The organism is Photobacterium sp. ABD4_091 (genome assembly GCF_056160145.1).
In genome coordinates this window covers 1,120,889-1,147,751 of the sequence record NZ_JBSWWQ010000001.1, presented here as the reverse complement: position 1 = coordinate 1,147,751, position 26,863 = coordinate 1,120,889, and the positions used below count along the sequence as shown (strand labels likewise).

General features: G+C 53.3%; 24 protein-coding genes and 17 tRNA genes. 8 read left to right on the top strand and 33 right to left on the bottom strand.

The window, feature by feature from the left end; genetic code table 11:
• Positions 1-64 precede the first annotated feature (64 nt).
• Complete coding sequence (hpt, locus tag ACXAGQ_RS05295; protein WP_475252327.1) at positions 65-598, top strand: hypoxanthine phosphoribosyltransferase; 534 nt, start codon at positions 65-67, stop codon at positions 596-598.
• A 70-nt stretch (positions 599-668) separates the two neighbouring features.
• Here hpt and can read toward each other — a convergent pair whose 3' ends face one another.
• Positions 669-1,322, bottom strand: a complete 654-nt coding sequence (gene can / locus ACXAGQ_RS05290) for a carbonate dehydratase (RefSeq protein ID WP_475252325.1) — start codon at positions 1,320-1,322, stop codon at positions 669-671.
• A 199-nt stretch (positions 1,323-1,521) separates the two neighbouring features.
• Between can and ACXAGQ_RS05285 the strand changes: the two genes are divergently transcribed.
• Positions 1,522-2,454: an ABC transporter ATP-binding protein gene (locus tag ACXAGQ_RS05285; protein ID WP_475238302.1), complete on the top strand. Its 933-nt coding sequence runs from the start codon at positions 1,522-1,524 to the stop codon at positions 2,452-2,454.
• Entirely contained in the window at positions 2,451-3,221 is a 771-nt protein-coding gene (locus ACXAGQ_RS05280; RefSeq protein ID WP_107301160.1) for an ABC transporter permease, read from the top strand. Before ACXAGQ_RS05285 ends, ACXAGQ_RS05280 begins: the two co-directional genes overlap by 4 nt.
• A gap of 83 nt (positions 3,222-3,304) precedes the next feature.
• Here the strand turns inward: ACXAGQ_RS05280 and panC are convergent, their stop codons facing one another.
• The 8 genes from panC to thpR all read right to left on the bottom strand — a co-directional run bounded on the left by panC (position 3,305) and on the right by thpR (position 9,924).
• Positions 3,305-4,183, bottom strand: a complete 879-nt coding sequence (gene panC, locus ACXAGQ_RS05275; protein WP_475252323.1) for a pantoate--beta-alanine ligase — start codon at positions 4,181-4,183, stop codon at positions 3,305-3,307.
• A 9-nt stretch (positions 4,184-4,192) separates the two neighbouring features.
• Complete coding sequence (panB, locus tag ACXAGQ_RS05270; RefSeq protein WP_475252321.1) at positions 4,193-4,987, bottom strand: 3-methyl-2-oxobutanoate hydroxymethyltransferase; 795 nt, start codon at positions 4,985-4,987, stop codon at positions 4,193-4,195.
• A gap of 28 nt (positions 4,988-5,015) precedes the next feature.
• Positions 5,016-5,501 (bottom strand): 2-amino-4-hydroxy-6-hydroxymethyldihydropteridine diphosphokinase, encoded by a 486-nt coding sequence (gene folK, locus ACXAGQ_RS05265; protein WP_475252319.1) that lies wholly within the window; start codon positions 5,499-5,501, stop codon positions 5,016-5,018.
• Entirely contained in the window at positions 5,498-6,871 is a 1,374-nt protein-coding gene (pcnB, locus tag ACXAGQ_RS05260) for a polynucleotide adenylyltransferase PcnB (RefSeq protein ID WP_475254672.1), read from the bottom strand. Before pcnB ends, folK begins: the two co-directional genes overlap by 4 nt.
• A 213-nt stretch (positions 6,872-7,084) precedes the next feature.
• Positions 7,085-7,978 (bottom strand): tRNA glutamyl-Q(34) synthetase GluQRS, encoded by an 894-nt coding sequence (gene gluQRS, locus ACXAGQ_RS05255; protein ID WP_475252317.1) that lies wholly within the window; start codon positions 7,976-7,978, stop codon positions 7,085-7,087.
• Positions 7,979-8,049: 71 nt separating this feature from the next.
• Positions 8,050-8,499: an RNA polymerase-binding protein DksA gene (dksA, locus tag ACXAGQ_RS05250; RefSeq protein ID WP_107301166.1), complete on the bottom strand. Its 450-nt coding sequence runs from the start codon at positions 8,497-8,499 to the stop codon at positions 8,050-8,052.
• A 100-nt stretch (positions 8,500-8,599) separates the two neighbouring features.
• On the bottom strand, positions 8,600-9,349 hold the full coding sequence (sfsA, locus tag ACXAGQ_RS05245) for a DNA/RNA nuclease SfsA (RefSeq protein ID WP_475252315.1): 750 nt from the start codon (positions 9,347-9,349) through the stop codon (positions 8,600-8,602).
• A gap of 23 nt (positions 9,350-9,372) precedes the next feature.
• The gene (gene thpR / locus ACXAGQ_RS05240) at positions 9,373-9,924 is read right to left on the bottom strand and encodes an RNA 2',3'-cyclic phosphodiesterase (protein ID WP_475252313.1); all 552 of its coding nucleotides are present in this window, start codon (positions 9,922-9,924) and stop codon (positions 9,373-9,375) included.
• A gap of 96 nt (positions 9,925-10,020) precedes the next feature.
• Between thpR and hrpB the strand changes: the two genes are divergently transcribed.
• Both hrpB and mrcB read left to right on the top strand, forming a co-directional pair.
• Positions 10,021-12,501, top strand: a complete 2,481-nt coding sequence (hrpB, locus tag ACXAGQ_RS05235; protein ID WP_475252311.1) for an ATP-dependent helicase HrpB — start codon at positions 10,021-10,023, stop codon at positions 12,499-12,501.
• Positions 12,502-12,516: 15 nt separating this feature from the next.
• Positions 12,517-14,982, top strand: a complete 2,466-nt coding sequence (gene mrcB, locus ACXAGQ_RS05230; protein ID WP_475254671.1) for a penicillin-binding protein 1B — start codon at positions 12,517-12,519, stop codon at positions 14,980-14,982.
• 66 nt (positions 14,983-15,048) lie between these two features.
• On the opposite strand, the gene ACXAGQ_RS05225 is transcribed toward mrcB, so the two are convergent.
• From ACXAGQ_RS05225 to mutY, 22 genes are all read right to left on the bottom strand, one after another.
• Entirely contained in the window at positions 15,049-16,305 is a 1,257-nt protein-coding gene (locus ACXAGQ_RS05225) for an HD-GYP domain-containing protein (RefSeq protein WP_475252309.1), read from the bottom strand.
• 147 nt (positions 16,306-16,452) lie between these two features.
• Positions 16,453-16,528, bottom strand: a tRNA-Thr gene (locus ACXAGQ_RS05220).
• A 43-nt stretch (positions 16,529-16,571) separates the two neighbouring features.
• Positions 16,572-16,647, bottom strand: a tRNA-Asn gene (locus tag ACXAGQ_RS05215).
• A 49-nt stretch (positions 16,648-16,696) separates the two neighbouring features.
• Positions 16,697-16,772 (bottom strand) — tRNA-Phe (locus ACXAGQ_RS05210).
• A gap of 52 nt (positions 16,773-16,824) precedes the next feature.
• Positions 16,825-16,900: transfer RNA gene (locus ACXAGQ_RS05205), tRNA-Thr, on the bottom strand.
• 10 nt (positions 16,901-16,910) lie between these two features.
• Positions 16,911-16,986 (bottom strand) — tRNA-Asn (locus ACXAGQ_RS05200).
• A 151-nt stretch (positions 16,987-17,137) separates the two neighbouring features.
• Positions 17,138-17,213: transfer RNA gene (locus tag ACXAGQ_RS05195), tRNA-Phe, on the bottom strand.
• 53 nt (positions 17,214-17,266) lie between these two features.
• A tRNA-Thr gene (locus tag ACXAGQ_RS05190) sits at positions 17,267-17,342 on the bottom strand.
• A gap of 10 nt (positions 17,343-17,352) precedes the next feature.
• Positions 17,353-17,428: transfer RNA gene (locus tag ACXAGQ_RS05185), tRNA-Asn, on the bottom strand.
• 45 nt (positions 17,429-17,473) lie between these two features.
• Positions 17,474-17,549: transfer RNA gene (locus ACXAGQ_RS05180), tRNA-Phe, on the bottom strand.
• A 133-nt stretch (positions 17,550-17,682) separates the two neighbouring features.
• Complete coding sequence (locus tag ACXAGQ_RS05175; RefSeq protein WP_475252307.1) at positions 17,683-18,312, bottom strand: glutathione S-transferase family protein; 630 nt, start codon at positions 18,310-18,312, stop codon at positions 17,683-17,685.
• Between the two features lie 360 nt (positions 18,313-18,672).
• A tRNA-Asn gene (locus tag ACXAGQ_RS05170) sits at positions 18,673-18,748 on the bottom strand.
• 47 nt (positions 18,749-18,795) lie between these two features.
• Positions 18,796-18,871: transfer RNA gene (locus ACXAGQ_RS05165), tRNA-Phe, on the bottom strand.
• Between the two features lie 56 nt (positions 18,872-18,927).
• Positions 18,928-19,003, bottom strand: a tRNA-Thr gene (locus ACXAGQ_RS05160).
• A 9-nt stretch (positions 19,004-19,012) separates the two neighbouring features.
• Positions 19,013-19,088 (bottom strand) — tRNA-Asn (locus tag ACXAGQ_RS05155).
• 150 nt (positions 19,089-19,238) lie between these two features.
• Positions 19,239-19,314, bottom strand: a tRNA-Phe gene (locus ACXAGQ_RS05150).
• A gap of 55 nt (positions 19,315-19,369) precedes the next feature.
• Positions 19,370-19,445, bottom strand: a tRNA-Thr gene (locus ACXAGQ_RS05145).
• Between the two features lie 10 nt (positions 19,446-19,455).
• Positions 19,456-19,531 (bottom strand) — tRNA-Asn (locus tag ACXAGQ_RS05140).
• A 45-nt stretch (positions 19,532-19,576) separates the two neighbouring features.
• Positions 19,577-19,652: transfer RNA gene (locus ACXAGQ_RS05135), tRNA-Phe, on the bottom strand.
• Between the two features lie 121 nt (positions 19,653-19,773).
• On the bottom strand, positions 19,774-20,919 hold the full coding sequence (gene mltC, locus ACXAGQ_RS05130; RefSeq protein ID WP_475252305.1) for a membrane-bound lytic murein transglycosylase MltC: 1,146 nt from the start codon (positions 20,917-20,919) through the stop codon (positions 19,774-19,776).
• A gap of 127 nt (positions 20,920-21,046) precedes the next feature.
• Positions 21,047-21,319 (bottom strand): oxidative damage protection protein, encoded by a 273-nt coding sequence (locus ACXAGQ_RS05125; protein WP_107300870.1) that lies wholly within the window; start codon positions 21,317-21,319, stop codon positions 21,047-21,049.
• 136 nt (positions 21,320-21,455) lie between these two features.
• Positions 21,456-22,514 carry an A/G-specific adenine glycosylase gene (mutY, locus tag ACXAGQ_RS05120; protein WP_475252303.1) on the bottom strand — a complete coding sequence of 353 codons (1,059 nt, stop codon included), beginning with the start codon at positions 22,512-22,514 and terminating at the stop codon, positions 21,456-21,458.
• A 155-nt stretch (positions 22,515-22,669) separates the two neighbouring features.
• Between mutY and trmB the strand changes: the two genes are divergently transcribed.
• The 3 genes from trmB (at position 22,670) to ACXAGQ_RS05105 (ending at position 24,888) form a co-directional block, all read left to right on the top strand.
• Positions 22,670-23,407 carry a tRNA (guanosine(46)-N7)-methyltransferase TrmB gene (gene trmB / locus ACXAGQ_RS05115; protein ID WP_475252301.1) on the top strand — a complete coding sequence of 246 codons (738 nt, stop codon included), beginning with the start codon at positions 22,670-22,672 and terminating at the stop codon, positions 23,405-23,407.
• 104 nt (positions 23,408-23,511) lie between these two features.
• Complete coding sequence (gene glsB, locus ACXAGQ_RS05110) at positions 23,512-24,432, top strand: glutaminase B (protein WP_475252299.1); 921 nt, start codon at positions 23,512-23,514, stop codon at positions 24,430-24,432.
• Between the two features lie 54 nt (positions 24,433-24,486).
• On the top strand, positions 24,487-24,888 hold the full coding sequence (locus ACXAGQ_RS05105) for a hypothetical protein (RefSeq protein WP_475252297.1): 402 nt from the start codon (positions 24,487-24,489) through the stop codon (positions 24,886-24,888).
• Positions 24,889-25,059: 171 nt separating this feature from the next.
• On the opposite strand, the gene hemW is transcribed toward ACXAGQ_RS05105, so the two are convergent.
• Together hemW and ACXAGQ_RS05095 are read right to left on the bottom strand one after the other, a co-directional pair.
• Positions 25,060-26,223: a radical SAM family heme chaperone HemW gene (hemW, locus tag ACXAGQ_RS05100; protein WP_475252295.1), complete on the bottom strand. Its 1,164-nt coding sequence runs from the start codon at positions 26,221-26,223 to the stop codon at positions 25,060-25,062.
• A 3-nt stretch (positions 26,224-26,226) separates the two neighbouring features.
• Positions 26,227-26,820, bottom strand: a complete 594-nt coding sequence (locus tag ACXAGQ_RS05095; protein WP_475252293.1) for an XTP/dITP diphosphatase — start codon at positions 26,818-26,820, stop codon at positions 26,227-26,229.
• Between the last annotated feature and the right edge of the window lie 43 nt (positions 26,821-26,863).

Genomic DNA, 26,863 nt, shown 5'->3' with positions numbered 1-26,863 from the left:
GAATAAGGCTCCGTTTTACCGCAAGCCGACAGGCGGCAGAACAGTCGTACTGATGGAGATAAAGATGAAACATACCGTTGAAGTAATGATTTCTGAGCAGGACGTTCAGGCACGTGTAACAGAGCTGGGAAAGCAAATCACTGAACATTATAAAGATTCTAAAGATCTAGTCATGGTGGGCCTGCTACGTGGCTCGTTCGTATTTATGGCTGATCTGGCTCGTGCAATTGAACTCACTCATGAAGTCGACTTCATGACAGCATCAAGCTACGGCAACACCATGGAAAGCAGCCGTGATGTTCGTATCCTTAAAGACTTGGATGACGACATCAAGGGTAAAGATGTACTGCTGGTTGAAGATATTATCGATACCGGTAACACCCTGACTAAGGTGCGTGAAATCCTGTCGCTGCGTGAACCAAACTCAATTGAAATTTGTACTCTGCTGGATAAGCCAGAGCGTCGTGAAGTTCACGTTGATGTGAAGTGGGTTGGTTTTGAAATTCCAGACGAGTTTGTGGTTGGTGTAGGGATCGATTACGCTCAGAAGTACCGCCATCTACCGTTCATTGGTAAAGTAGTTCCGCAGGAAGACTAATACAGGTCTTGCGGCATTAAAAAAGCGACTGACCTGCAGTCGCTTTTTTTGTATTGGGTGCAAGGGCTTATTAGCTTTTGTGCGGCAGGATCTCAGTCATTGCAGCGCTGTAAGAGGCCTCCAGCGATTCGCGGCTGGTGGCCGTAACGCCGAGGTTGCGTAGCTGGCCATTGCCAATACCATAAATCCAGCCATGGATTTTCACTTGTTGGCCTCGCTCCCAGGCTTGCTGCATGATAGTCGAGTTGCCAAGATTGTAGACCTGGTAGGCGACGTTGAGCTCGCAAAGCTTGTCGTCCCACTGCTCTCGCGGCAGCTGGGCAAGGTCATCACGGTGCTTCATGAACAGATCACGGATGTGCAGCAGCCAGTTGTTAATAAGGCCAAGTTGTGGGTTTTCGATAGCGGCAGTCACACCGCCACAACCGTAGTGGCCGCAGACAATAATATGGCGAACTTTCAGCACGTCGACGGCGTACTGGACTACCGATAGGCAGTTTAGGTCGGTGTGGATGACCTGGTTGGCCACGTTACGGTGAACAAAGAGCTCGCCGGAGTCCAGTCCGGTCAGGCGTTCAGCGGGAACCCGGCTGTCGGCACAACCGATCCATAGGTATTCAGGGTGCTGGGCTTTCGCAAGGTGGCTGAAGAACTCCGGGTTTTCTTCCTTGATGTTCTCTGACCAAGCAACGTTATTTGCGAATAGCTGTTTAATATCTGCCATGATGATGCCTTTCTCTGATATTTTATACCCGCAGTTCAGGGAAGCTCCCTGAGGCTGGGGATAAACAAATTTACATAGGTATCAGTCCTACTTTCAGTTCTGAGACCTATGTAAACCGGATGTAACTATACACAAGCTGTCCCGATATCAAATCGGAGTAGTTGTCCGAAGAAAGTTTCTAACATTAAGATCGCATTTTATGAACGCTTTGGAAATACAAAACTTAAACAAAACCTATAAAGGTGGCGTTAATGCACTGAAAAACATGAGTCTATGTGTTAAGGAAGGTGACTTTTTTGCGCTTTTAGGCCCAAACGGTGCTGGTAAATCAACCACAATAGGCATTATTAGCTCGCTGGTTAACAAAAGCTCGGGCGGGGTGAAGGTGTTCGGCTATGACCTCGATACCCAGTTGGTCGAGGCCAAAAAACAGCTGGGGCTGGTGCCGCAGGAGTTCAACTTCAACCAGTTCGAGACCGTCGAGCAGATCGTGATCAACCAGGCCGGTTACTACGGGGTTGAGAAGGAGCTGGCCAAGGAAAGGGCGAAAAAATACCTGTCCCAGCTGGACTTGTGGGGCAAGCGTAAAGAGCGTGCCCGTAACCTATCAGGGGGGATGAAACGCCGCCTGATGATTGCCCGTGCCCTGATGCACGAGCCGCGCCTGCTGATCCTCGATGAGCCAACGGCAGGGGTGGATATCGAGCTGCGCCGTTCGATGTGGGATTTCCTGCGTGAAATCAACCGCCAAGGGGTGACGATTATCCTGACCACCCATTACCTGGAAGAAGCCGAGATGCTGTGCCGAAACATCGGTATTATCAACCACGGTGAGCTTATCGAGAACACCTCAATGAAAGCGCTTCTGGGCAAGCTAGAGGTTGAAACCTTCATCCTGGATGTCAAATTGAACGGCAACAAACCTGTGCTGGAAGGTATCAACTGGAAGCTGCCGGATAACCATACCCTTGAGGTTGATATCAATAAAGGGGATAGCCTCAACCATGTGTTTAGCTTGCTGACTGAGCAGGGAATTGATGTTATCTCGATGCGCAACAAGGCTAACCGCCTGGAAGAATTGTTTGTCACCTTGGTGGCGAACAGCAAGAGCAAGCAAGGAGCCCAATCATGAACCGGCAGTACTGGATTGCTTTCAAAAGCCTTATCACCAAAGAAGTAAACCGCTTTGCCCGGATCTGGGTGCAGACCATGGTGCCGCCAGCGATCACCATGACCTTGTACTTCGTGATCTTCGGTAGCCTGATCGGCAGCAGGATCGGCGAGATGGGCGGTTTCAGCTACATGGAATACATTGTACCCGGCCTGATTATGATGTCGGTGATCACCAACTCTTACTCCAATGTGGCATCTTCTTTCTTCAGTGCCAAGTTTCAGCACAACATTGAGGAGCTATTGGTGGCCCCGGTGCCTAACTACATCATCATTGCCGGCTTTGTCGGTGGCGGGGTACTGCGTGGCCTCGGTGTTGGTGTGATTGTCTCGGTGGTGTCCCTGCTGTTTGTCGATCTTCAGATCGCCCACTTCGGCGTTATTGTCGCTACTGTATTGATGACCTCGGTGGTGTTTTCGTTAGGCGGTTTGATCAATGCTGTCTTTGCCAAGACGTTTGATGATATCAGCATTATCCCGACCTTCGTGTTGACGCCGCTGACCTACCTTGGCGGGGTGTTCTACTCGCTGAGCTTGCTGCCGGAGTTCTGGCAGGGTGTGTCGAAACTGAACCCGATAGTTTACATGGTCAATGCGTTCCGCTACGGCTTCCTCGGTGTATCAGATGTCGGCATCGGTACGTCGTTTGCGGTATTGGGTGTGTTCACCGTTATCCTGTATAGCATCTGTTACTACTTGATTTCCCGTGGTATTGGCTTGCGATCTTAACGCTTATCCGGTAGAAGAAGCCAAGATATAGATATAAAAAATCCCGGCCAAGGCCGGGATTTTTTTTGTCTCTAAAGAGCTGCTTATTCTTCTGTCGCCGAGGCTGTTGCCGTGCTCAGCTCAACCACCTGGTTGTCGATTAGACGGGCTTTGCCGAGGAAGGCGGACATCAGGATCACTGCCTGCTGGGTTTCTTCGCTGACAGGTTGCAGGCTGACGGCATCGCGGATGTAGATTTCATCCGGCTGTAGGCCGGCGGCACGTAGCTGGTCGTTGGCATCGACCACGATCTCGGCGTAGTCAGCACGGCCGCCGCGCATCTGGCTGCTGATCCAGCGCATAGTGCGGGCCAGTACCGGTGCACGCTGGCGCTCGTCGACCGTGAGGTAACCATTGCGCGAGCTCATCGCCAGACCGTCCATCTCGCGGACAGTCGTCACACCGACAACTTCGATATCCATCGCCAGGTCGATCACCATCTGGCGGATCAGGGCTAGCTGCTGGTAGTCTTTTTCGCCAAAGCAGGCGATATCCGGCTGAACAATGTTGAACAGCTTGGTTACAATCGTCGAAACGCCACGGAAATGACTTGGACGCAGGGCACCTTCAAGCATGGTCGATAGACCCGGGACTTCAACGAAAGTCTGGCGATCCAGACCTTCCGGGTACATGATATCCGGGGTCGGGGTGAAGACCAGCTCTACGCCTTCATTGTTCAGCTTGGCCAGGTCTTCTTCCAGGGTGCGCGGGTAATTGTCGAGATCGTCTGCTTTGTCGAACTGCATCGGATTGACAAAAATGCTAACCACAACCACATCTGCCAATTCACGGGCCTTGCGGACCAGCGTCAGGTGGCCTTCATGCAGGTTTCCCATGGTCGGAACGAAAGCAATCCGACGGCCTTCACGGCGCCAGCTTCGGATCTGCTCGCGGATCTGGGCAATTTCGGCGAATGTTTGCATTTTTATTCCTTATTCAAAGGTATGTTCTGGGCCCGGGAACGTTCCGGCCTCGACATCTTCTAGGTATTTGGTGACGGCTGCGCGCATCTCGCCGGTTTCTGCCAGGTAGTTCTTGGAGAAACGAGGCATATAGTTGGCTGAGATCCCGAACATATCGTGCATGACCAGGATCTGGCCATCGGTGACATTACCGGCACCGATACCGATCACCGGTACTTCAACGGCTTTGGTGATGCGATCTGCCAGGCTGGCTGGTACGCACTCCAGCAAGATGATTTGTGCACCCGCGTTTTTCAGCAGGATAGCATCTTTTACCATCTGCTCAGCGTGGTCGGAGTCACGTCCTTGCACTTTATAGCCGCCAAAAATATTGACAGATTGAGGGGTTAGCCCCAAATGCGCACAGACAGGTACAGCACGTTCGGTCAATTTGGTTACGGTTTCTGCCAACCAGGCACCGCCCTCGAGCTTCACCATGTTGGCACCGGCACGCATTAGCGTCGCGGCATTCTCACAAGCCTGCTCAGGGGTGGCATAGCTCATAAACGGCATATCGGCCATCAGTAGCGAGTTCGGGCTACCGGCACGTACCGCGCGGGTATGGTACGCGATATCTTCCACCGTTACTGGTAGGGTATCAGGTTTGCCTTGCAGTACCATGCCCAGCGAATCACCAACCAGCATGACGGGTACGCCTTGCTGCTCGAACAGTTGTGAAAAGCTGGCATCGTATGCGGTAACCGAGGCAAACTTACGACCTTCCTGCTTCCATTTCATCAGGTCGTTGATAGTGATCTTTTTCATGTGTTCTCCCTTTAATCCTGAGAAACGGTTACTGAGACCAAATGCTCAGCCCGTTGCGGTCTACCTGCTCCAGCAGTGACTTAAGCGGAGTGTGGTCGGGCAGTACCAGCTCAGGGGCAATTTCCGCGAGTGGGTAAAGTACAAACTCACGGACTTTCATTCCGTAATGCGGCACGGTTAGGCGCTCGCAGTGGTGTTCAAAATCGCCGTACAGCACGATATCGAGATCCAGGGTACGTGGCCCCCAGCGCTCGGCTTTGCGGACCCGACCATGCTCTTGTTCGATGGACTGGGTGCAATCTAGCAAAGCCAGCGGACTAAGCTCAGTCTCAACAGCGACAACGGCATTGATGTAGTCAGGCTGATCCTGCGGCCCCATCGGGGTGCTGCTGTAGAGCGAGGACACGGCAACGACATTGAGATCGGGGTGCTGCTTGAGCACCTCGATTGCGCTTTTTGCCTGGGTGACAGGATCGGCAAGGTTACTGCCGACAGCAATATAGGCTAGCGTCATGACGATTTAGCCTGTGGCTTCTTGCGGCGTTGCTGTGGGCGACGGCGGCGACGGCGAGGAGAGCCTGACCCCCCTTCGTTGATCTGCTGTACCATCTTGCCGCGCTGGTTGCGGTCACCGTGCTGGAAGTTATCCCACCATTGGGCCAATTCAGCAATATCCTCGCTTTCGAAATTGCCACGCATCTCCAAGAAATCGAAGGCAGCACGGAATTTCGGGTGCTCCATCATCTTGAAGGCACGTTTGCCGCTGCGGCGGTTGAAGCGGGTCTGCTGTTGCCAGATATCACGGATAGTGGTGGTAAAGCGACGCGGAATGGCAATCGTCTTGACCTGCTCATCGAGGATATCATTGGCCGCGACCATGAAGGCATCGTAATAGGCCAGGCCGCTGGCGAAGGCCACTTCTTCAGCTCGGGTTACCAATGGGTACCACAGCATAGCGGCGAACATAAAGGCCGGGTTTACACGCTTGCCGTCGGCGATACGCTTGTCGGTGGCCGACAGGATATGCTCGATCATCAGTTCAGTCTGGCTGCTGTGATCTTCGGTGAAGTGCTCGGCCAGCAGCGGGAACAGCTGCTGGAACAAATTGTACTCACGCAGCAATTTGTAAGTCGCTACACCATCGCCTGATTGCAGTAGCTTGAGGCTTTCCTCAAACAGGCGGGCAGCAGGGATATCCTGCAGCAAGGTCGACAGCGGGTTGATCGGGTCAGCAGTGGCTGGCTCAATCGTCATGTCCAGCTTGGCGGCAAAACGGACTGCCCGCAGCATGCGCACCGGATCTTCGCGGTAGCGGGTTTCCGGGTCGCCGATCAGGCGGACAATGCGGTTGTCGAGATCTTCTACCCCGTTGACATAATCGGCAACGGTGAAATCCTTGATGCTGTAGTACAGCGCATTGATGGTAAAGTCACGGCGCTCGGCATCTTCTTCGATGGTGCCATAGACATTGTCACGCAACAGCATGCCTTCCTGGCTCTGGGCCGAGACATTCTTCTTGTCTTTGAGGCTCGGCTTGGCGTCCGAGTGGTGGCCGCGGAAGGTGGCTACCTCAATAACGTCCCTGCCGAACAGGATGTGGGCAAGGCGGAAACGACGACCGATCAGGCGGCAGTTGCGGAACAGCTGCTTGATTTCTTCCGGCGTGGCGTTTGTGGCAATGTCGAAGTCTTTGGGCTGTTTGTCCAACAGGAGATCGCGAACACCACCACCGACCAGATAAGCGTCATATCCGGCTTTGTTTAGGCGGTAAAGGACCTTCAGCGCATTCTCGCTGATATCTTTACGTGAAATACCGTGCTCTTGGCGCTGATAAATTTGCAAGGCGAGTTCCTCATGGTCGAGATCACTTGCGTCTCGATTCAGTACCTTACGGCAAAAGCTGGCGACTCGATTAAAGATAATACACCTCATTTATGTGGTTCGGATTCAACAAACAGCCGCATATCATATATCACGGCAGGCCATTTTAGAATCCTAGCGCTTGTTTCCCCCGCATTTTGGCGGCAAATTGCGGGCTTTTCGGGGGCAACAAGGCAGTTAACGTTTAGCTGGCGACAATGTTGCAGGCGCTTGGTTTCAACCGTGTGAAGGGTCGAAAGTAATGGCTGTGGCTGCCGGCAGGTTTGCTACCTGCCAGTGGGCAATACCCCAATGCAAAATGTCGCGGGTTGCCGAGCTTGCTAGATCTGCCGGTGGCTGCAGGCCCAAGAACCGCATCGCTTCGACCAGTGCTGGCCTTGGATTAGCCTTGTCGATGGCTGGAGCATGGTTCTGCTTGGAAAGCTTGTTGCCGTTTTCGGTCACCGCTAGCGGCAAGTGCAGGTAGCTGACTTCCGGCTGGCCGAGCAGGCGGTAGAGCCCAATTTGGCGGCCGGTCGGCTCAATCAAATCGGCGCCGCGGACAACCTCGGTGATCCCTTGCTCGATATCATCCAGCACTACAGCCAGATTATAGGCGAACAGGCCATCGCGGCGGCGGATAATGAAATCCTCTTCAGCCAGCGGGGCCGGGATACTGATACGGCCATGCAGCAGGTCATCGAAGGCCAGTACTGGGCTGTCCACCTTGAGGCGGATGGCATTGCCGGCTGCCTCTAGTTGTTTGTCGCGGCAGTGGCCAGGGTAGAAGCCCCCGGCTTGCTTGATTTGCTTACGGGTACATTGGCAGTAATAAGCCTGCTGGCTCTCCAGCCAGGCATCTATCTGGGCTTGGTAAGCACCGTGGCGCTGGCTTTGGTACATGATCCCGCCGTCCCACTCCAGGCCATAGGCTTCGAGGGTGCGCAGGATATCATCCGCAGCGCCGGGCATTTCCCGTGGCGGGTCTAAGTCTTCCATCCTGACGAGCCAAGTGCCTTGCTCGGCTTTGGCTTGCAGGTAACTGCCTAGGGCGGCGACCAGGGAGCCGAAGTGGAGCGGGCCTGACGGGGACGGGGCAAAACGGCCGATATAGTGCTTGTTTGTACTCATAAGAAAATCAATTAAAACGAAAAAGGGAGCTGGCGCTCCCTCTTGACTAACATGGTGCTGTACGGATCGTACTAGCCTGCCATCTGCTTTTCTTTGATTTCAGCCAGCGTCTTACAGTCGATACAAAGGTCGGCTGTTGGACGGGCTTCCAGACGGCGGATACCAATCTCGATACCGCAAGATTCACAGAAACCGAAGTCATCATCTTCAATACGCTGAAGGGTCTTCTCGATTTTCTTGATCAGTTTACGCTCGCGGTCGCGGTTGCGAAGCTCTAGGCTGAACTCTTCTTCCTGAGCGGCGCGGTCAACGGGATCTGGGAAGTTGGCTGCTTCGTCCTGCATGTGGTTTACAGTACGATCAACTTCTTCGCGTAGCTGGTTGCGCCAAGCACCAAGAATCTTACGGAAGTGCTCTAGCTGAGCTTCACCCATGTATTCTTCGCCAGCCTTTTCCTGATAAGGTTCAACCCCAGCAATAGCCAGGATGCCTAGCGATTTTTTAACGTTGCTCTCTGGCATATAGCATCTCCTAATATACCTAATAACCGTCACTGGTTAAATTTGGGCGGTATCTATAGCAGAAAGGGAGTGGTGTGGCAATTGCTGCATATATTCAATTTTATACCAATGTGAAGAAACCATCACTTTGCGGTACTTGCTGGTTGAATTTTATGCGATGCGCGAGATAGAGTTCCGTTGGGTTCAATACCGCCTTGTAACACAGGATCTCTACGCCAGCCCGCTCTGCTTGTTGTATTAATGAAAAGTAGTCCGGGTCTATATGGTGTGCCGCAGATACTTTTTCAATCCCAGAATGTAAAATTGCGAAAAAAAGTATGGCACGTTCACCGTTTTGTGCCACTTCGATTAATTCTCGCAGGTGCTTTTGCCCCCGGGTTGTCACCGCGTCTGGGAAAAAACCTTGCCCTTCGCTTCCTTGGCCCAGCAGGGTGACACTCTTTACTTCAATATAGCAATCAGGTTTTGATTCGTCTTGTAATAAAACATCTATCCTGCTGTTTTCACTACCATACTTAACTTCGGTGCGAAGTGATGAATAGCCTGCCAATTCTGTGATGGCATTCTTGTTAATGGCCTCTACCACCAGCCGGTTTGCCTGCGCCGTGTTAACGCAGATGGCGTGCCCTTCGTTGGTTTGCGAAAGCTCCCAGCTGTGTGGGTATTTTCGCTTCGGGTTATCAGAGGTGGAATACCACACCGTATTTCCCGGCTCGGCGCACCCTGTCATGGCGCCGGTATTGGCACAGTGTATGGTGCTGGTTGAGCCGTCGGGCAAAGTGATGTCAGCAAGGAAGCGCTTGTAGCGTTTGATGAGGGTGGCTGATTGCAGCGGCGGGTTGAACTTCATGCCTTGTCCTTTGATTGTTCTAACTATGTATTGCCGAGGGACCACTTGCCAAGCTGGTGGTATTGCACGCCCTGGCGGCCGTTATGGCTGACTGGCTTGGAAATATACAGGCCAAAGTGGCTGAAGTGAAAATCTATTTTGCCATGCAGCGGCAGTTGCCCGGGGCGTCTTGCGACTGACTTGGCCAGGGTGACATGGGGTTTGTAGGGGCGTGACTCTTGCTCCAGGCCGCATTCGGTAGCCAGTGTTTTGAGTTGCTGGGCGAGTGTCAGCAAAGCCTGCGGAGACTGCTCTGGCGCCAGCCAGATGACCTTGCTGCGCTTCCAGTACCCCAGGGTATCGAACCTCACTGAGAAAGCAGGAGGTGGCGTCAGTTGCCCGGTGGCTGCCACGATGTTTGCTGCCTGACCATCAGTGGCCATGCCGAGGAACGCCAGGGTGATATGGAGGTTGTCAGTAGCAACCGGGCGGCCGAACTGGCCGCATTGTGATGAAAGGCTGGCAAGGCGGTGGAAGCCTTCGCTGCTGCGGTCGGGCGATAACGCAAAGAACAGGCGCTGCTTTTTCTCTTTCATGGGTTAATACCAAAATGAGTAAGATTCTGACCTATAAGCATGAATGACAAGGTACAATGGCCAAGCCTAAATTGAATATGACACAAGGTGTTCCCATTGTCACAACTGCCAATTGATGACGTGCTTTCCGCACTGCTGACCCAACTTGATGCCCGCGCGCAACTGATCCTGAAAGCCCCTCCCGGGGCTGGTAAATCAACTCGCTTGCCTTTGGTACTGCTAGAGAAGGGGGCAATTGCCGGCAAAATAGTGATGCTGGAGCCGCGTCGCCTGGCGGCAAGGAATATTGCTCGGTACCTCGCTTCCCAGTTCGGCGAGCAAGTGGGGGATACCGTGGGCCTTCGGGTGCGGGGGGAAACTCGCGTCAGCAGCAAGACCAAGCTGGAAATTGTCACTGAGGGGGTGATGACCCGGATGCTACAGCAGGATCCGGAGCTGGCTGGTATCGACCTGCTGATCTTCGATGAATTCCATGAGCGCAGTATCCATGCCGATACCTCGCTGGCCCTGGCGCTGGAGGTACAGGAAGCGCTGCGTGACGATCTCAAGCTGCTGGTGATGTCGGCGACACTGGATGAAGATGCCCTGACGGGGCTATTGCCAGAGGCTGGCTATATCGAGTCGGAAGGCCGTAGTTTCCCAGTTGAGTTACGCTACAAGAAGCTGGCGGAAAATACCCACCTTATTGATGCCACAGCCAGGGAGGTATCAACCTTGCTGTCTGTGGAGCCCGGCTCGATGCTGGTCTTCTTGCCGGGAGCCGGTGAGATCCGTCGTCTGGCAGAGCAGCTTGAAGGCCATCTCGGTGATGATGTGCTGGTGTGCCCGCTCTATGGCCAGCTTACCGGCAGCCAGCAACAGCAAGCCATTACGCCAGCGCCCAAAGGCAAGCGCAAGGTGGTGCTGGCGACCAATATTGCCGAGACCAGTTTGACTATCGAGGGGATCCGGATGGTGGTGGACTGCGGCCTGGAGCGCATCGCCCAGTGGGATCCTAAAACCGGGATCAGCCGGCTGGAATCGGTGCGCATTGCCCGCTCTTCTGCCGAGCAGCGAGCCGGCCGTGCCGGCCGTTTGGAGCCAGGGATCTGCCTGCGCCTATACAGCGAGGAGATGCTGGCCCGCCAGCCCGCCACGCCTCAGCCGGAGATTTTGCGGGCAGACCTCACTTCGCTGGCGATGGAGCTAGCCCAGTGGGGCTGCCAGTCTGCCGCTGAGCTGCACTGGCTGGATTTACCGCCCGTCCCCGCCTTGAAACAAGCTCATGCATTATTGGTCAGTCTGGGAGCAATGGATGAGGGCGGCAGGATGACCGAAATGGGCAGCGCGATACAAAAACTCGGTGTCGAGCCCCGTCATGCCGCGATGCTGCTGCTGGCCAAGCAGCAAGGTGATAAGGCGATGGGTACCGCTGCACTGTTGGTTGCCTTGCTTGAAGAGCCGCCTCGAGGCAATAACAACCCTGACTTGCACTTCCAGCTCAATATGGTGGAAAGCGGCAGGCAGCCGCGCAGCAAGGCTTACCTGCAGCGGGCGTCGCAGCATTTGGCCAAATGGGGAAATAACAAGTCAGGTGCAAACAAGACCGCTATCAAAGTGGCGGGTGAGTGGGTTGCTCCTTTGCTGGCGGCAGGCTTTCCGGACCGTATCGCCTTGTCTCGTGGTATAGATAGCCGCTATCAGCTCGCTAATGGTCAGGGGGCAATGATGATGCCTGATGAGCCGTTGGCAGATGAAGAATTACTGGTGGTGGCCGATATCGTCAAGACCCGACAGGGGGATAGCCGGATCTTCTCCGCTGTAGCAGCCAGCCTAGCCGAACTTCAGCAAACCCTACCGCACCTGTTTACCTGGCGTGAATGGCTCGATTGGGATGACAAGAAAGGTCGCCTGACCGCAGAGAAGCATTTGTGCTGTGGTAAATTGATCATCGAACGTCAGTTGATGGGCGAGCCGGATCCGGCCAAGGCCAGCGAGGCCTTGCTCAATGCTGTCCAGCGTAAGGGACTGGGTGTTTTGCCATGGAGCAAGGCCGCTGAGGGGCTGCTGAACCGTGCCCGCTGTGCTGCCGAGTGGTTGCCTGAGCTGGATTTACCGACGATGGATGACGAGGCACTGCTGGCGGCTGCGGATGAATGGCTGCTGCCTTATATGAACGGGATGAAAACCCTCAAGGCCCTAGAACGGCTTGATCTGCTGGCGGCTCTGGAAGCACGCTTGGGGTGGGATAAAAAACAGCAGCTCGACAAGGCGCTGCCTACCCATTACAGCGTGCCGACTGGCTCGCGCTACGCTATTCGCTACCAGCCAGGGCAACATCCGGTGCTGGCTGTTAAGCTGCAGGAAATGTTTGGTGAGAAGGCGTCACCAATGATAGCCAACGGCAAGGTGGCAGTGGTGCTGGAGTTGTTGTCACCGGCGCAGCGGCCGTTGCAGATCACCCGTGATCTGGCTGCATTTTGGCAAGGATCGTATCGCGAGGTGCAAAAAGAGATGAAAGGGCGTTACCCTAAACATCCTTGGCCGGATGATCCTGCGAGCCACGAGCCGACCAAAAAAACAAAAAAATACATGTAGAAAAAGAAGATCATGATGATAGAGCAATCAAGGCGCTTGGTGGAACAGGCTTCCAAAAAGCTGGCACCTAAAAAGCCCGCCGCGGACAAGGACGGTACCAAGAAGCCGGTGCGCAAGCGCAAGCTTGCAGCTAGCAAAGCCAAGCCAGCCGCCAAGAAGCGCCCGGCCAAAACAACCCGGAGCAGAAAGAAAAGCACGAAAGGAAAACGTCAGGGACTGCCGGGGTGGTTTAAATGGCTGGTTGGTTTCGGGCTCAAGCTTTCCGTCGCTGTTCTTGCCGTACTGCTGGTGGTTGGGATCTATCTCGATAACATTGTTCGCGACCGTTTTGACGGTCAATTGTGGAACTTGCCCGCGGTGGTCTACGGCAGGGTGCTAGACTTGCAGCCCAGCCAGGCTATCACGCTGGATGAAGTGCGCCGCGAGCTGGATATCTTGCAATACCATAAGGTGCGGACGCCGCAGCGAAATGGTGAATACTCGTCCTCATCGACCCGTATTGAGCTGATCCGCCGCCCGTTTGAATTTGCTGATGGCCCAGAAGGGGCGCGGCATATCATGCTGACTTTCGATGGCAGTGAACTAAAGAGTATCCAGGAGGCTGGTTCTAAGCGCCAGTTGGGCTACCTACGCATCGAACCTAAGATGCTGGGAATGCTGGAAACCGGTGAGAGCGAGCAGCGTCTGTTCCTGCCCCGGGAGCAGTTCCCCGAGGTGCTGGTTGATGCCTTGCTGGTGACCGAAGACCGCGATTTCTATCATCACGATGGTGTATCTCCATTGGCTATTGCCCGTGCCATGGTGGTCAATCTCAAGGCGGGAAGAACGGTGCAGGGGGGCAGTACCCTGACCCAGCAGCTTGCCAAGAACATGTTCCTGTCCCGCGAGCGTTCGCTGTGGCGGAAGATCCGAGAAGCCTATATCGCTATCATTATTGATTACCGCTACAGCAAAGATCAGATCCTCGAAGCCTATCTCAATGAGATTTACCTTGGTCAAAATGGTGGCAAGGAGATCCATGGCTTTGGCCTGGGAGCAAGGCTGTACTTTGGCCGTCCGCTACAGGAACTTCGGATAGATCAGCAGGCGTTGCTGGTGGCAATGGCCAAAGGCCCTTCCTATTACAACCCATGGCGTAATCCTGAGCGTGCCAAGCAACGCCGAGACTTGGTGCTTAGGTTAATGATGGATAGCGGGACCCTATCCGGCGCTGACTATGAACTGGCTGCTTCTAGGCCGCTGGATGTCCAGTCTCGGCCAATGATCGCCCGTCGCCAGCCTGCCTATTTCCAGCAGTTGCGCCGCGAGTTGCAACAGCGGGTTGGCAACAATTACACCCCGGGGGTAGGACTACGTATCTTCAGCACCTTAGATCCTTTGTCGCAGAAGGAAGCGGAAGATGCGGTGGTCAACATGGTGCCTAAACTGAAGCAGAAAGCAGGCGTCGGGCTTGAAACCGCTCTGGTTGCAGCTGATCGCAGAACTGGTGAGATCCGGGCGATGATCGGCGGTAGCAATCCGGGCTATGCCGGCTTCAACCGTGCTTTGGATGCCAGCCGGCAGATAGGCTCCTTGGTGAAACCCGCTGTTTATCTTGCTGCGTTGCGCCACCCTGAACAGTTCACCCTTGCCAGCACGGTGGAAGACAAGCCGATTATGCTCAGCGGAAGTAAAGGGAAGAACTGGCAGCCTCGAAACTATGATCGTAAGTTCCGTGGTGAAGTACCGCTCTACTATGCGCTGGCAAAATCGCTCAATGTCCCGACGGTCAACCTAGGGATGCAAGTTGGGCTCAACGAGGTGATAGATACCATGGTTGACCTGGGGGTTGACCGTGGCGAGGTGCCTAAATTGCCTTCTATCTTGCTTGGGGCTTTTACCCTTACGCCGCTTGAAGTGACCCAGATGTACCAGTCGGTTGCCAGTGGCGGGCTCAAGGCCGAGCTAACGGCCTTGAGGGCGGTCGTTGATCAGAAGGGTAACCAACTCTACCAGTGGATGCCGAAGGCCAGCCAGGCAGTGCCTGAGCAAGCTGCATGGCTTACCACCTACGGTATGAAAAATGTCGTCTCGCAAGGAACGGCGCGCTTCCTCCAGCCGCAGTTCGGTTGGGCTGCATTAGCCGGCAAAACAGGCACGACCGATAAAAATCGCGACAGCTGGTATGTTGGTGCCGATGGCCGGGAAGTCGTCACTGTCTGGGTTGGTCGGGATGATAATAAACCGGTTAACCTGACAGGCTCTGCCGGGGCACTGCGCTTGTATGGCGATTACCTCAAGCGACGCCAACCGGAGCGCTTGGCGTTGCCGTGGCCGCAGAAGCTGACGACCGCCAAGTTCAGCCAGATGCCCAACGGCACCCTGGTAAGGGATTGCGCTGGTCAGCACTCGCTACCGATGTGGGATCAGGACGGTTCGGTCAAAGGTTATTGTGACGGCAACAAGCCTGCGGGCTGGATCAAAGAGATGTTCAGCTGGTAATGCCGAGAGCATTTGCCTTAAAACACAACGCCCCGCAAGGGGCGTTGTTGTATGTGGGGCACGCCTTTAGTCATCCGGGTCGAAGTAGAAGGAGATTCGGCTGCGGGGGTTGAGGTAAGCATGGATCTTGTCTGGCAGCTTACTTGGGTGGATAACCTGCTCGATGCGCAGGTGACTCTCTTCCAGGTCGATAATGGGCGCCTCGTTGGAAGGGACGGTCGGATCGTAGAGCAGGATATTGGGCGCTAGCAGGCTGTCTGAATTGACCGATATCACCAGCCCGAGCTGCTGGTTTGAGAGCTGAACTACGCTGCCTGGCGGGTAGACGCCGAGCAGGCGGATCAAAAGTGCCAGGAAATCATTGTTGTATTGCTCTTTCTTGTGTTTGAACAAGTAGGAGAGGGCGCTGTAGGGGATCTTGGTCTTGGCTGGATCCTGAGGGTGGCAGAGGTTGTCGTAAGCATTGACGACTGCAACCAGCTGAGCTTTGGGATCGATTTGCTCAGCCGTGAGCTGCTTGGGGTAGCCGCTACCGTCAAGCAGCTCATGATGCTGGCTAAGGATCGGTTTAGCTTGCTTGGGAAAGCTGTCTGATAAGTCTGCCAAATCGACACTGTATTTTGGGTGGAGTTTTAAATAGTTCTCTTCCGGCTCGGTGAGCTTTGTGGTCTTGCGGGTAATTGCCGACGGAACCTTGAGTTTGCCCATGTCATGGAACAGAGCACCGATAGCGATAGTCTTGATGTCCTGCCCATCCATACCACTGGAGCGGGCCAGCATCATCGACATGATGGCGACATTGAGCGAATGGCTGTAGATATCTTCATTGTCGCTGCCCTCATTCATTAGGTGAAGGGCGACATTGTCAGACTCAAGCAGGGCGTCGACCATCTCCTCGACCAGCAGTTCAGCTTCTTTTACGGCGGTTACCGGGCGGCTCTTTATTTTTCCAACAATCGAGCGCAGTTGTGCCATTGAGCGAGAGAAGTTCTTTTCACAACGTTGCAGTTTGCGTTTGTAGTTCTTCAGCTTCTCGATACGGCCTTGCTTCTCCAGCCATAGCTTCTCCGCCTGCTGGTCGAGAAAGCGGCTCTCATGCTCGCTGATGGCTTCTAGGACATTGTCTGGGTCAAGGGGCTGGGTATCGCTTTTTTCCGGGATCAGAAAGACATGCTTGATCCCGAGGTTTTTGATCAGCCTAATCTGTTGGCTGTCTTTGATTTTAAAGTGGTTCAGCAGAAACGGGTGATCGGTCCATTGCACTGGCAACTTGATATACAAGCCTTCGGTTAAGCGCTCGACTGAAAGTTTGATACTGGCCATGACGTCCGTGCAACATGTTGATAATGGAGTCAATTCTACCTAACCGAGAATATTTCCCCAATATGACCAATGTTGCTTATAGTGCTTAAGGATAGAAATAAACGACAGGCGAAAAAAAACCTCATCAAAAGATGAGGTTTCAAAGGATGGTGCCGACTACCGGAATCGAACTGGTGACCTACTGATTACAAGTCAGTTGCTCTACCTACTGAGCTAAGTCGGCAATTTATTCTTATTATTCAAGCTAATAAAGCTTAAATTGAAAGTGGCTCCCCCTGCGGGACTCGAACCTGCGACATACGGATTAACAGTCCGCCGTTCTACCAACTGAACTAAGGGGGAATTACCTTTTTACATTGCGCTACTAACTTTGAGCACCACAATCGAAATATGGTGCCTCGAGGCGGAATCGAACCACCGACACGAGGATTTTCAATCCTCTGCTCTACCGACTGAGCTATCGAGGCAAAGCAAGAGCGGTTAAGACTCTGCTTGCACTTACCGAAGTAAGTTAATAAATGGTGCCGACTACCGGAATCGAACTGGTGACCTACTGATTACAAGTCAGTTGCTCTACCTACTGAGCTAAGTCGGCACACTAAAAGTGGCTCCCCCTGCGGGACTCGAACCTGCGACATACGGATTAACAGTCCGCCGTTCTACCAACTGAACTAAGGGGGAATTATCTTTTTACATTATGTTGCTATTTTCAAGCACCATAACTGAATATGGTGCCTCGGGGACGGAATCGACCGCGCCCGGCTAGGGACCGACACATTATCGCAACGTGATAACTTTTGGAACCTAATTGTAAGCATCATATTTTAAAATATGGTGCCTCGAGGCGGAATCGAACCACCGACACGAGGATTTTCAATCCTCTGCTCTACCGACTGAGCTATCGAGGCAAAAGCCAGAGCCGTTAAGCTCAACGCTTCTTCTTACCGAAGTAAGGAATAAATGGTGCCGACTACCGGAATCGAACTGGTGACCTACTGATTACAAGTCAGTTGCTCTACCTACTGAGCTAAGTCGGCACACTAAAAGTGGCTCCCCCTGCGGGACTCGAACCTGCGACATACGGATTAACAGTCCGCCGTTCTACCAACTGAACTAAGGGGGAATTATCTTTTAAATCATGTTGCTATCTAGCACCACAATATGAATATGGTGCCTCGAGGCGGAATCGAACCACCGACACGAGGATTTTCAATCCTCTGCTCTACCGACTGAGCTATCGAGGCAACGGGGCGCATTAAAAAGGTTTTCGGCCTTTGCGTCAACGGTTTTTTGAGAAAAATATGCTGACTTCGCCTTTTTTGCTCTGATCGCTCGGTTTTTGAACTTATTGCCAACGTTAAACGGCTTGCAGCAATGTTATTCGCTGTCCAAAAGGGTACGGTTTTCCCGGTCGAGGGCACGTGAAAGTGCCGGGCGGCGGCTGACAAACTGGCGGTATTTTTCAAGTTTCAGGGGCAATTTCTGATCAAACTTCACTGCCCAGTTCAAAGTATGGGCCAGTAGAATGTCGGCAACGGTTGGAAAGTGGCCAAGCAAGTATTCCTCGCCTTGCAGGCGGGATTCAGCAACTTTCAGTGCTTTTTTGAATTCCCAAGCAGCAACGGCAAGCATTTCCGGTAGGCGGATGGACTCAGGCAGGGCGAAGCGGTGTTTGCCCATGCTCCACAAGGGTTGCTCCAGTTCGGTAATGACATAGCTTACCCACTCGTGGTGGTTGGCCGACTCGGCGGTGCCGGGTTCGGGAAGCCAATGGTGGCCATATTTTTCAGCAAGGTATAGGCAAATGGCCGAGGATTCACAGATTGTGACACCATCATCGGCCAAGCAAGGTACTTTGCCCTGCGGGTTGAGTGCAAGGAACTGGGGGGAACGATGATCGTTCTTGGCAAAATTTACCAGTCGGTACTGCCAGTCAAGGCCGAGTTCTTCTAGCAGCCAGGAGACGCGGAGTGAGCGGGTACGCGGATAGCCGTAAAGGGTGATCATCTTATCTTCCTTGGTTTTTTTATTTTGTTGTAATTAAAGTTAGCAAAAAACAGACGGCCTGCATGTCACAGGCCGTGGAAGCATGACGAGATATTGCGTATTTCCTTTATCAGAGGCACTTCTGAGAAGTTTCTGCTTTGAGCCAAGATTGGGTGGTCTTCTCCTTGCAAGAGACATTACGGAGCTACCCGCGCTATAAGCGGTATGTCAACTCCATATCGTTTAGCTGGCGGTAATATAGCCTTGTGGGGCATCTAACACGGCAGAGGAGAGCTGTAGCTGAATTTGCTAAGGGGAAATATTCAAAAGGTGGGGGCAGATACGAAAAAGCCGCGTCAAATGACACGGCTTTCTCTAAAGTGGCTCCCCCTGCGGGACTCGAACCTGCGACATACGGATTAACAGTCCGCCGTTCTACCAACTGAACTAAGGGGGAATTATCTCTTTTCCATCATGTTGCTATCTAGCACCACGATATCAATATGGTGCCTCGAGGCGGAATCGAACCACCGACACGAGGATTTTCAATCCTCTGCTCTACCGACTGAGCTATCGAGGCAAAAGCAAGAGCGGTTAAGACTCTGCTTTGCATTCTTGCTAATACAAGAAAATAAATGGTGCCGACTACCGGAGTCGAACTGGTGACCTACTGATTACAAGTCAGTTGCTCTACCTACTGAGCTAAGTCGGCACACTAATTTGGCTCCCCCTGCGGGACTCGAACCTGCGACATACGGATTAACAGTCCGCCGTTCTACCAACTGAACTAAGGGGGAATTATCTCTTTTTCATCATGTTGCTATCTAGCACCACGATATCAATATGGTGCCTCGAGGACGGAATCGATCGCGCCCGGCTAGGGACCGACACATTATCGCAACGCGATAACCTTTGGAACCTAATTGTAAGCATCATATTTTAAAATATGGTGCCTCGAGGCGGAATCGAACCACCGACACGAGGATTTTCAATCCTCTGCTCTACCGACTGAGCTATCGAGGCAAAAGTAGCGATGGTAATTCTCTACTTTGCATTCTTGCTAATACAAGAAAATAAATGGTGCCGACTACCGGAGTCGAACTGGTGACCTACTGATTACAAGTCAGTTGCTCTACCTACTGAGCTAAGTCGGCACACTAAAAGTGGCTCCCCCTGCGGGACTCGAACCTGCGACATACGGATTAACAGTCCGCCGTTCTACCAACTGAACTAAGGGGGAATTATCTTTTAAATCATGTTGCTATCTAGCACCACAATATGAATATGGTGCCTCGAGGCGGAATCGAACCACCGACACGAGGATTTTCAATCCTCTGCTCTACCGACTGAGCTATCGAGGCAACGGAGCGCTATTAAACGGTTTTTCGTTCTTTTCGTCAACCATTTTTTTGAGAAAAATTTCAATCTCGCACTCGTCTGCCTGCTTTTTACCCAGAAATGCAGGTTATGGCTATTTCATTGTCACTGCGTGAGATTTTTTCCTTGGTTAAACTCTTTCTGGAATGCTGTCACCTTCTCCAGGTAACGCCGCGCTTCGGCATTTCTGTGCTTGTTGGTCAACGCCCAATAGACCTGGTTTGGTTGCAAACTGTTCAAATCATTCATTGCCCGCTTACGGTCGGTGCTGTGGAAGGTGTTGAGTACCCCTCCTGTCCCGCCGTTGTATGCAGAGATCATACTGTAGTGCAGAGACAATGGATCACGGACATCTTTCAGGTAACGGGTGCGCAATATGTAGAAATAGGCTGTGCCAGTGTCAATATTCCTAGCCGGGTCAAACAGGTACTCAGGGGTCGGTATACCGGGTTTGTTTTTGACCAGCTTAAACACATCGGCACCTGCGGTTTTCGGCACGACCTGCATCAGGCCGTAGGCATTGGCATGGCTGACGGCATAGGGGTTGAAACTGCTTTCGGTCTTGATGATGGCGTAGATCAGATCTTCGGCAATCCCGTAGCGGCGGGAGGCATCTTGGACAATGCTGGCATATTTGTAACTGCGCTGGTTGGCGTGGTCGGCCACCATTGGGATCTCGACGTAGTAGACCTGGTGGAAACGCTCCGAGCGCTTCTTCAGCTTGCCGTTGATCAGGTAGTCGGCGAAGCGGTTGGCACGCCATGACCACTCGATTGGCTTGCCTTCGTTGTCTAGCACCTGGCCATACAGGAACGGCTTGCCGCTCAGTTCGATGGCTGAATCGGAATAGAGATCGACGCCACCGGGGTTATCCGGGGTCAGCAGGGTGGTGGTGATCGCTTCCTTGAGGTGCTTGGTCGGCTCGGTTTTCGCGACGGTTTCGACAATGACTAGGCCACGCTCGAAATCGACATGGGCCCGGCTCCGGTAGCCATCGGTGTATTTTACATACTGGCGCTTGCTGGCCACCAGTGAGTCGTTGTCCCCCCAATAGCGTTTAACCTGGCCGTTGAACGAGTTCATCAGCCTGTCGAGCGCGGCAGTATCTTGGGTGAACTGGCCGGGCAGCGGGGCGAGGTTATTGGCAAAACGGTTGGTGGTGGTGTAGTCGACATCGTAGAGTTGTTCGATAAACTCCCGGCTACAGCCGCTCAAAAGGAGCAGGGACAAAAACAGCGCGTGTAATTTCATAGTTCCCGAAATATGAAAAAGGCACCGTTTGCCTAGTTTTCTAACCAGTTACAAAAGATGCCTGAATGAATGACTAAGGTGCTTCCCTTGGGTAAAACGACCAAGCAAAGGGGAAGCATTAGCGGAATTATTCGCTCGGCGGTGTGTAACCGTCGATGATTACGTCCTGGCCTTCGAACAAGAAGTTCACCATTTCAGTCTCCAGCAGCTTGCGGTGCTCAGGATCCATCATGTTCAGCTTCTTCTCGTTGATCAGCATTGTCTGCTTGCCTTGCCACTCTGCCCACGCTTCCTTCGAGATGTTGTCGAAAATACGCTTGCCCAGTTCACCCGGGTATAGTTGGAAATCAAGACCTTCTGCGTCTTTCTTAAGACGGGCACAAAATACTGTACGGCTCATCGGGGAGCTCCTTCGTTATAACGTTGATTCGGTAGCTTGGGTATAGTTATACCATGCTTAAAAACCCAAGTAACTTCCTGTTGCGGTTAACTTGAAGTCACAGGGTGATACACCCAGTTGACCTGGGGGGATGTTGCTATTTGTTCAGCTCGTAGCGCAGGCTCTCGAGGATCTGCTGTACAGGTGCTGCCAGGCCGATTTCTGCGGGCTGGTTGAGGTTATACCATTGGCCGCTGCCGGCTTCGCCGATGCAGTCAGGTTGTTGCGACAGGCTTAGTTTGACCGGGACAATATCCAGGTGGTAGTGGCTGAAGGTATGGCGAAAGCCGATCAGTTGCTCTTGCTCGCTGATGATTTCCTGCTGGCCGAGCCGTTGTTCGATCACCGGGGTAAGATCAGATTGATCCTGTTGCGGGAAGCACCATAGGCCGCCCCAGATCCCCGCTGGCGGGCGTTTTTCCAGCCAGACATATTCACCATACTGGAAGATCGCGAACCAGGCCTGCTTCTCCGGCAGGGTTTTCTTGGGCTTCTTGCCCGGGAAGTCGGTTTGGCGGCCCTGGGCCCTGGCCACGCACTGGCCGGCCACCGGGCACAGTTCGCACTTGGGCTTACTGCGGGTGCAGATCATCGCCCCCATGTCCATCATTGCCTGGTTGTAGCGCTCCACACCTGCGGCTGGGGTATTGGCCTCGGCAATTTCCCACAGTTTGTTTTCGACCGGTTTCTTGCCCGGCCAGCCTTCTACCGCGTAGCAACGGGCCAGGGTTCGTTTTACGTTGCCATCAAGTATAGGGTGGTGCTGCTTGAGAGATAGCGACAGGACGGCACCCGCGGTCGAACGGCCGACACCCGGCAGGGCGATGACCTGCTCGATATCCGTCGGGAACTCGCCGCCATGCTGGTCGATAATATGCTGGGCGGCCTTGTGCAGGTTGCGGGCACGGGCGTAGTAGCCAAGGCCGGTCCACAGGTGAAGCACCTCGTCCTGCTCGGCGGCGGCAAGGTCGGCCACGGTAGGGAAGCGCTCGATAAAGCGCTCGAAGTAAGGGATCACCGTAGCGACTTGGGTTTGTTGCAGCATGATTTCTGACAGCCAGACCTTGTAGGGGGTCTTTTGCTGCTGCCATGGCAGGGTTTTCCGGCCAAATTTGTCATACCACGCTAAAATGGCATCAGAGAAGGTATTGGTCACAGTTTCAAGCTCACTTTACTGACAGCCGTCTTCGCCTGTCTTATTTTTGGCCCTGATTGCACCACAAAGTTAGGGGCGTCGCAATCGATAGACTTGCACTTGCGCTGTAACTTTGGATAATGCCGTTCCGTTTCTTTTTTGTTTGGATAGTAAGCATGAGCGAAGTTTCAAAGAAGTCAGGTGAGGTTACCCTGAACGAATTTACCGAAGACGGCAAACTGGTACGTAAGGTACGTAGCTTTGTTCGTCGCGAAGGTCGTTTGACCAAGGGCCAAGAAGCGGCCATGGAAAATAACTGGCCGGCAATGGGTATCGACTTCGCTCAGCAGATGCTGGACTGGAAAGAAGTGTTCAACAACGAAGGCCCTGTAACGCTGGAAATCGGCTTTGGTATGGGTGCCTCTCTGGTTGAGATGGCAAAGAACGCACCAGAGAAGAACTTCATCGGTATCGAAGTGCACAGCCCGGGCGTGGGGGCTTGTTTGATGGGTGCAGAAGAAGCGGGTCTGACTAACCTACGCGTTATGTGCCACGACGGTGTGGAAGTTTTCGAGCACATGATCCCGGACGGCAGCCTTGACTGTGTTCAGCTGTTCTTCCCTGACCCATGGCACAAGGCCCGCCACCACAAGCGCCGTATCGTTCAGCCAGCATTTGCAGAGATGCTACGCAAGAAGCTGAAAATCGGTGGTATCTTCCACATGGCGACAGACTGGGAAAACTATGCTGAGCACATGGTTGAAGTAATGGACGCAGCACCGGGTTACCGCAACACGGCAACTGAAGGCCCTTACATCCCTCGTCCAGAAGATCGTCCATTGACCAAATTCGAAGCTCGCGGCCACCGTTTGGGCCACGGCGTATGGGACATGAAATACGCACGCACTGAGTAAGTTATCAGGCGTATTGAGGCAAGGTATTGCCAAGCACCAATGGGTGCACCAGTTGTTCGAAAAAGCCAACCTAGTGTTGGCTTTTTTATCCTTGGAGATAAGTAATGAAACCAACAGAGCAGTTGCTAAACGATATTTTAGATGAAGTCAGACCGCTGATCGGCAAAGGAAAGGTGGCTGATTATATCCCGGCATTGGCGGAGGTTCCGTCCAACAAGCTGGGGATTGCTGTGTGTTATAACGATGGTGAAATTATCCAGGCTGGCGATAGCGAGGAAGGCTTCTCGATCCAGTCGATCTCCAAGGCGCTGAGCCTGACGCTGGCGATGACCCTGTACCAGCCGGAAGAGATCTGGCAGCGGGTTGGCAAGGAGCCATCAGGCCATGCGTTTAACTCGATGATCCAGCTCGAGCTGGAAAATGGCATTCCGCGCAATCCGTTTATCAATGCCGGTGCCCTGGTGGTGTCGGATTTGCTGCACAGCCGGCTGTCGGCACCGCAATACCGGATGCTGGAGCTGGTGCGTAAGCTCGCCCATAACCCGCATATCTGCTACGACAAAGTCGTTGCCTCTTCTGAGATGCAGCACAGCGATCGCAACGCTTCGATAGCGTACCTGATGCGCTCATTCGGCAACTTCGAGAACGAAGTGATGCCGGTTCTGACCAATTACTTCAGCTATTGCGCGCTTAAAATGAGTTGTGTTGATTTGGCCAAAACTTTCAGTTACTTGGCAAATAAAGGGCTTCCTTTGGGCGCAAAAAAAACAATTATCACCCAAACTCAGTGTAAGCAAATGAATGCACTGCTGGCGACCTGCGGGTTGTATGACGGTGCTGGAGAATTTGCATATCGGGTTGGTATGCCGGGCAAATCCGGGGTCGGCGGCGGGATCATCGCTATCGTTCCGGGTGAGATGGCCATTGCTGTATGGTCACCAGAGCTGGATCCCTCGGGGAACTCTTTGGCTGGCACCGCTGCCCTTGAACTGCTGGCCGAGCGGATCGGCCGTTCAATCTTTTAATGGGGTAACTAAGGCGCTTTAACCTTGGCCTGCCCCGATGATGGGGAGAGGCTTATGCTGTTGCGTGTTTGTGGATTCAATTTAGCTGCTGTTGGGTTTGCCTTGTCGCTTGGTGTGCAGGCCAATGAAGCGCCGGTGTGCCAGATGGAGTGGCACAATAGCCTGAGTATGCAGGACGGGGCGCTGAATTTGGAGTTTGGGGGGGAGTGCTTCCAGATTGAACCCAGCGGCCAGCTTTATTTTGGTGTCCACAAAGTCAAACTCAGTGATGACCAGTCGGCATTGCTGGCTGACTACCACCGCCTTATGCTCGATGACTTACCCTACACCTTATCCCACTCACAGCTAATCGATCAGGAGCTGTGTGACCGGGTGGCGATGCGCCAAGCCAAGGAAAGCGAAATCCAATCACAGATCCCCGCCCTCAAGCGCTGGCAGAGCGTAACGCTCGATTGAGTTGCGTTATATACAATTCAACAGGACAAGATTTCAAAGACGCAGTGAAGACATCCTTGTCGCTCTAACCCGCCATCCATGGCGGGTAAGCTTTGAAATATTATCCTATTAAATTGTCGCAGCTTTATCGTCAAACGTAACTAAGACATAACCTAAAACCGGTAGTTAACCCTATTCGTCCTCTTCGTCGACAAATGCAGCTAGCAGGTCGTTGAGGAACAGTTTGCCGTGCTCGGTGATCTGCCATTGATCGCCTTTGTCTTCGAGGTAATTCTGACCAAGCGCCCAGTTGATTGGCCCTTCAATGCTTGTTAGTGGCAAGCCGGTACGCTCGACATAATCTTGTTTCGGGCAAGCCTCAAGCAGGCGAAAGCGGTTCATGAAGAACTCGAATGGGAGCTCAGCGGCCTCTACCTGAATTTCCTGATCCAGGTATGGCTTGGCTGGGTTGAGGTAGCCGCGCGGATGTTTGACCTTGACGGTACGGGTAATGGTACCGTCGGCAAAACTCAGCTTGCCGTGGGCACCACAACCGATGCCGAGGTAATCTCCGAAGCGCCAGTAGTTGAGGTTATGGCGGCACTGGCGTCCCGGTTTGCTGTAACCGGAGATCTCGTATTGGACGTAGCCCGCTTCGGCCAGCATTTTGTGGCCTTGTTCGAAGATTTCCCACAGATCGTCGTCATCCGGCAGCACTGGCGGCTTGGAATAAAACAGGGTGTTTGGCTCGATAGTGAGCTGGTACCAAGACAGGTGCGGCGGATCTAGGGAAATTGCCTGTTTGAGATCCGACAGGGCATCGTCGATGCTTTGATCCGGCAGGCCGTGCATAAGGTCGATGTTGAAGCTATCAAGCCCTGCTTCTTTGGCCAGACCCGCTGCGGTGATCGCCTCGCGGCTGCCGTGGATGCGGCCAAGGCGCTTGAGTTTTTCGTCCTGGAAGCTTTGGATGCCGATTGATATACGGTTGACACCAACTTCGCGGTAGGCGTTGAAGCGTCCCGCCTCGACCGTACCCGGGTTGGCTTCCATGGTGATTTCTATCTCGTCGCTAAACGGGATTCGCTGTTTGACTGCCTCGAGCAAACGGCCGATCTCCGGTGCGGAGATCAGGCTCGGGGTACCACCACCGATGAAGATGGAATGCAGCTCCCGATCCTGGCTTGCCAAATCGTATTTTGCCAAGTCGGTATCGAGATCTTCGATAAGCGCATCAATGTAGTCGAGCTCGGGAATATCAGCTTTCAGCGCATGGGAGTTGAAGTCGCAGTATGGGCACTTCTGGACACACCATGGAATGTGGATATACAGGCTCAGTGGCGGTGGTACTAGCATAGTTTATGCTTCCTTCAGGGCAGCAAACAGCTTGGCGAGGGCCTTGCCGCGGTGTGACAGTTGTTTCTTGCGTGCAGGCTCCAGCTCGGCAGAAGAGCACTGGTCTTCCGGTACCCAGAAAACCGGGTCGTAGCCAAAGCCATTTTCGCCGTGGGCTTCGGCCAAAATCTTGCCTTCCCAGCTGCCGTGGCAGACAAGCGGGGTAGGATCGTTCTCGTGGCGCATCATGACCAATACGCAATGGAAGCGCGCAGTACGCAGCTCATCCGCAACGCCTTCCATTTCTTTGAGCAGCTTCTGCAGGTTTTCTTGGTCAGAGGCATCTTCGCCGGCAAAGCGGGCAGAGTAGATCCCCGGTGCACCTTTGAGGTAATCCACTTCTAGGCCAGAGTCATCAGCAATGGCTGGCAGGCCGGTTTCCTTGGCAGCGTGACGGGCTTTGATAATGGCATTTTCGATAAAGGTGGTGCCGGTCTCGGCAACCGAAGAAACGTTGTAATCGCTCTGGGCAACAACATCGAAACCAAAATCGGCCAGTAGGCTAGCCATTTCTTTTACTTTGCCCTGGTTACCAGTGGCCAGTACTAATTTGCTCATCACAGTTCCTCGCAATAAAGAGGGCGCTATCTTATCTCACTGC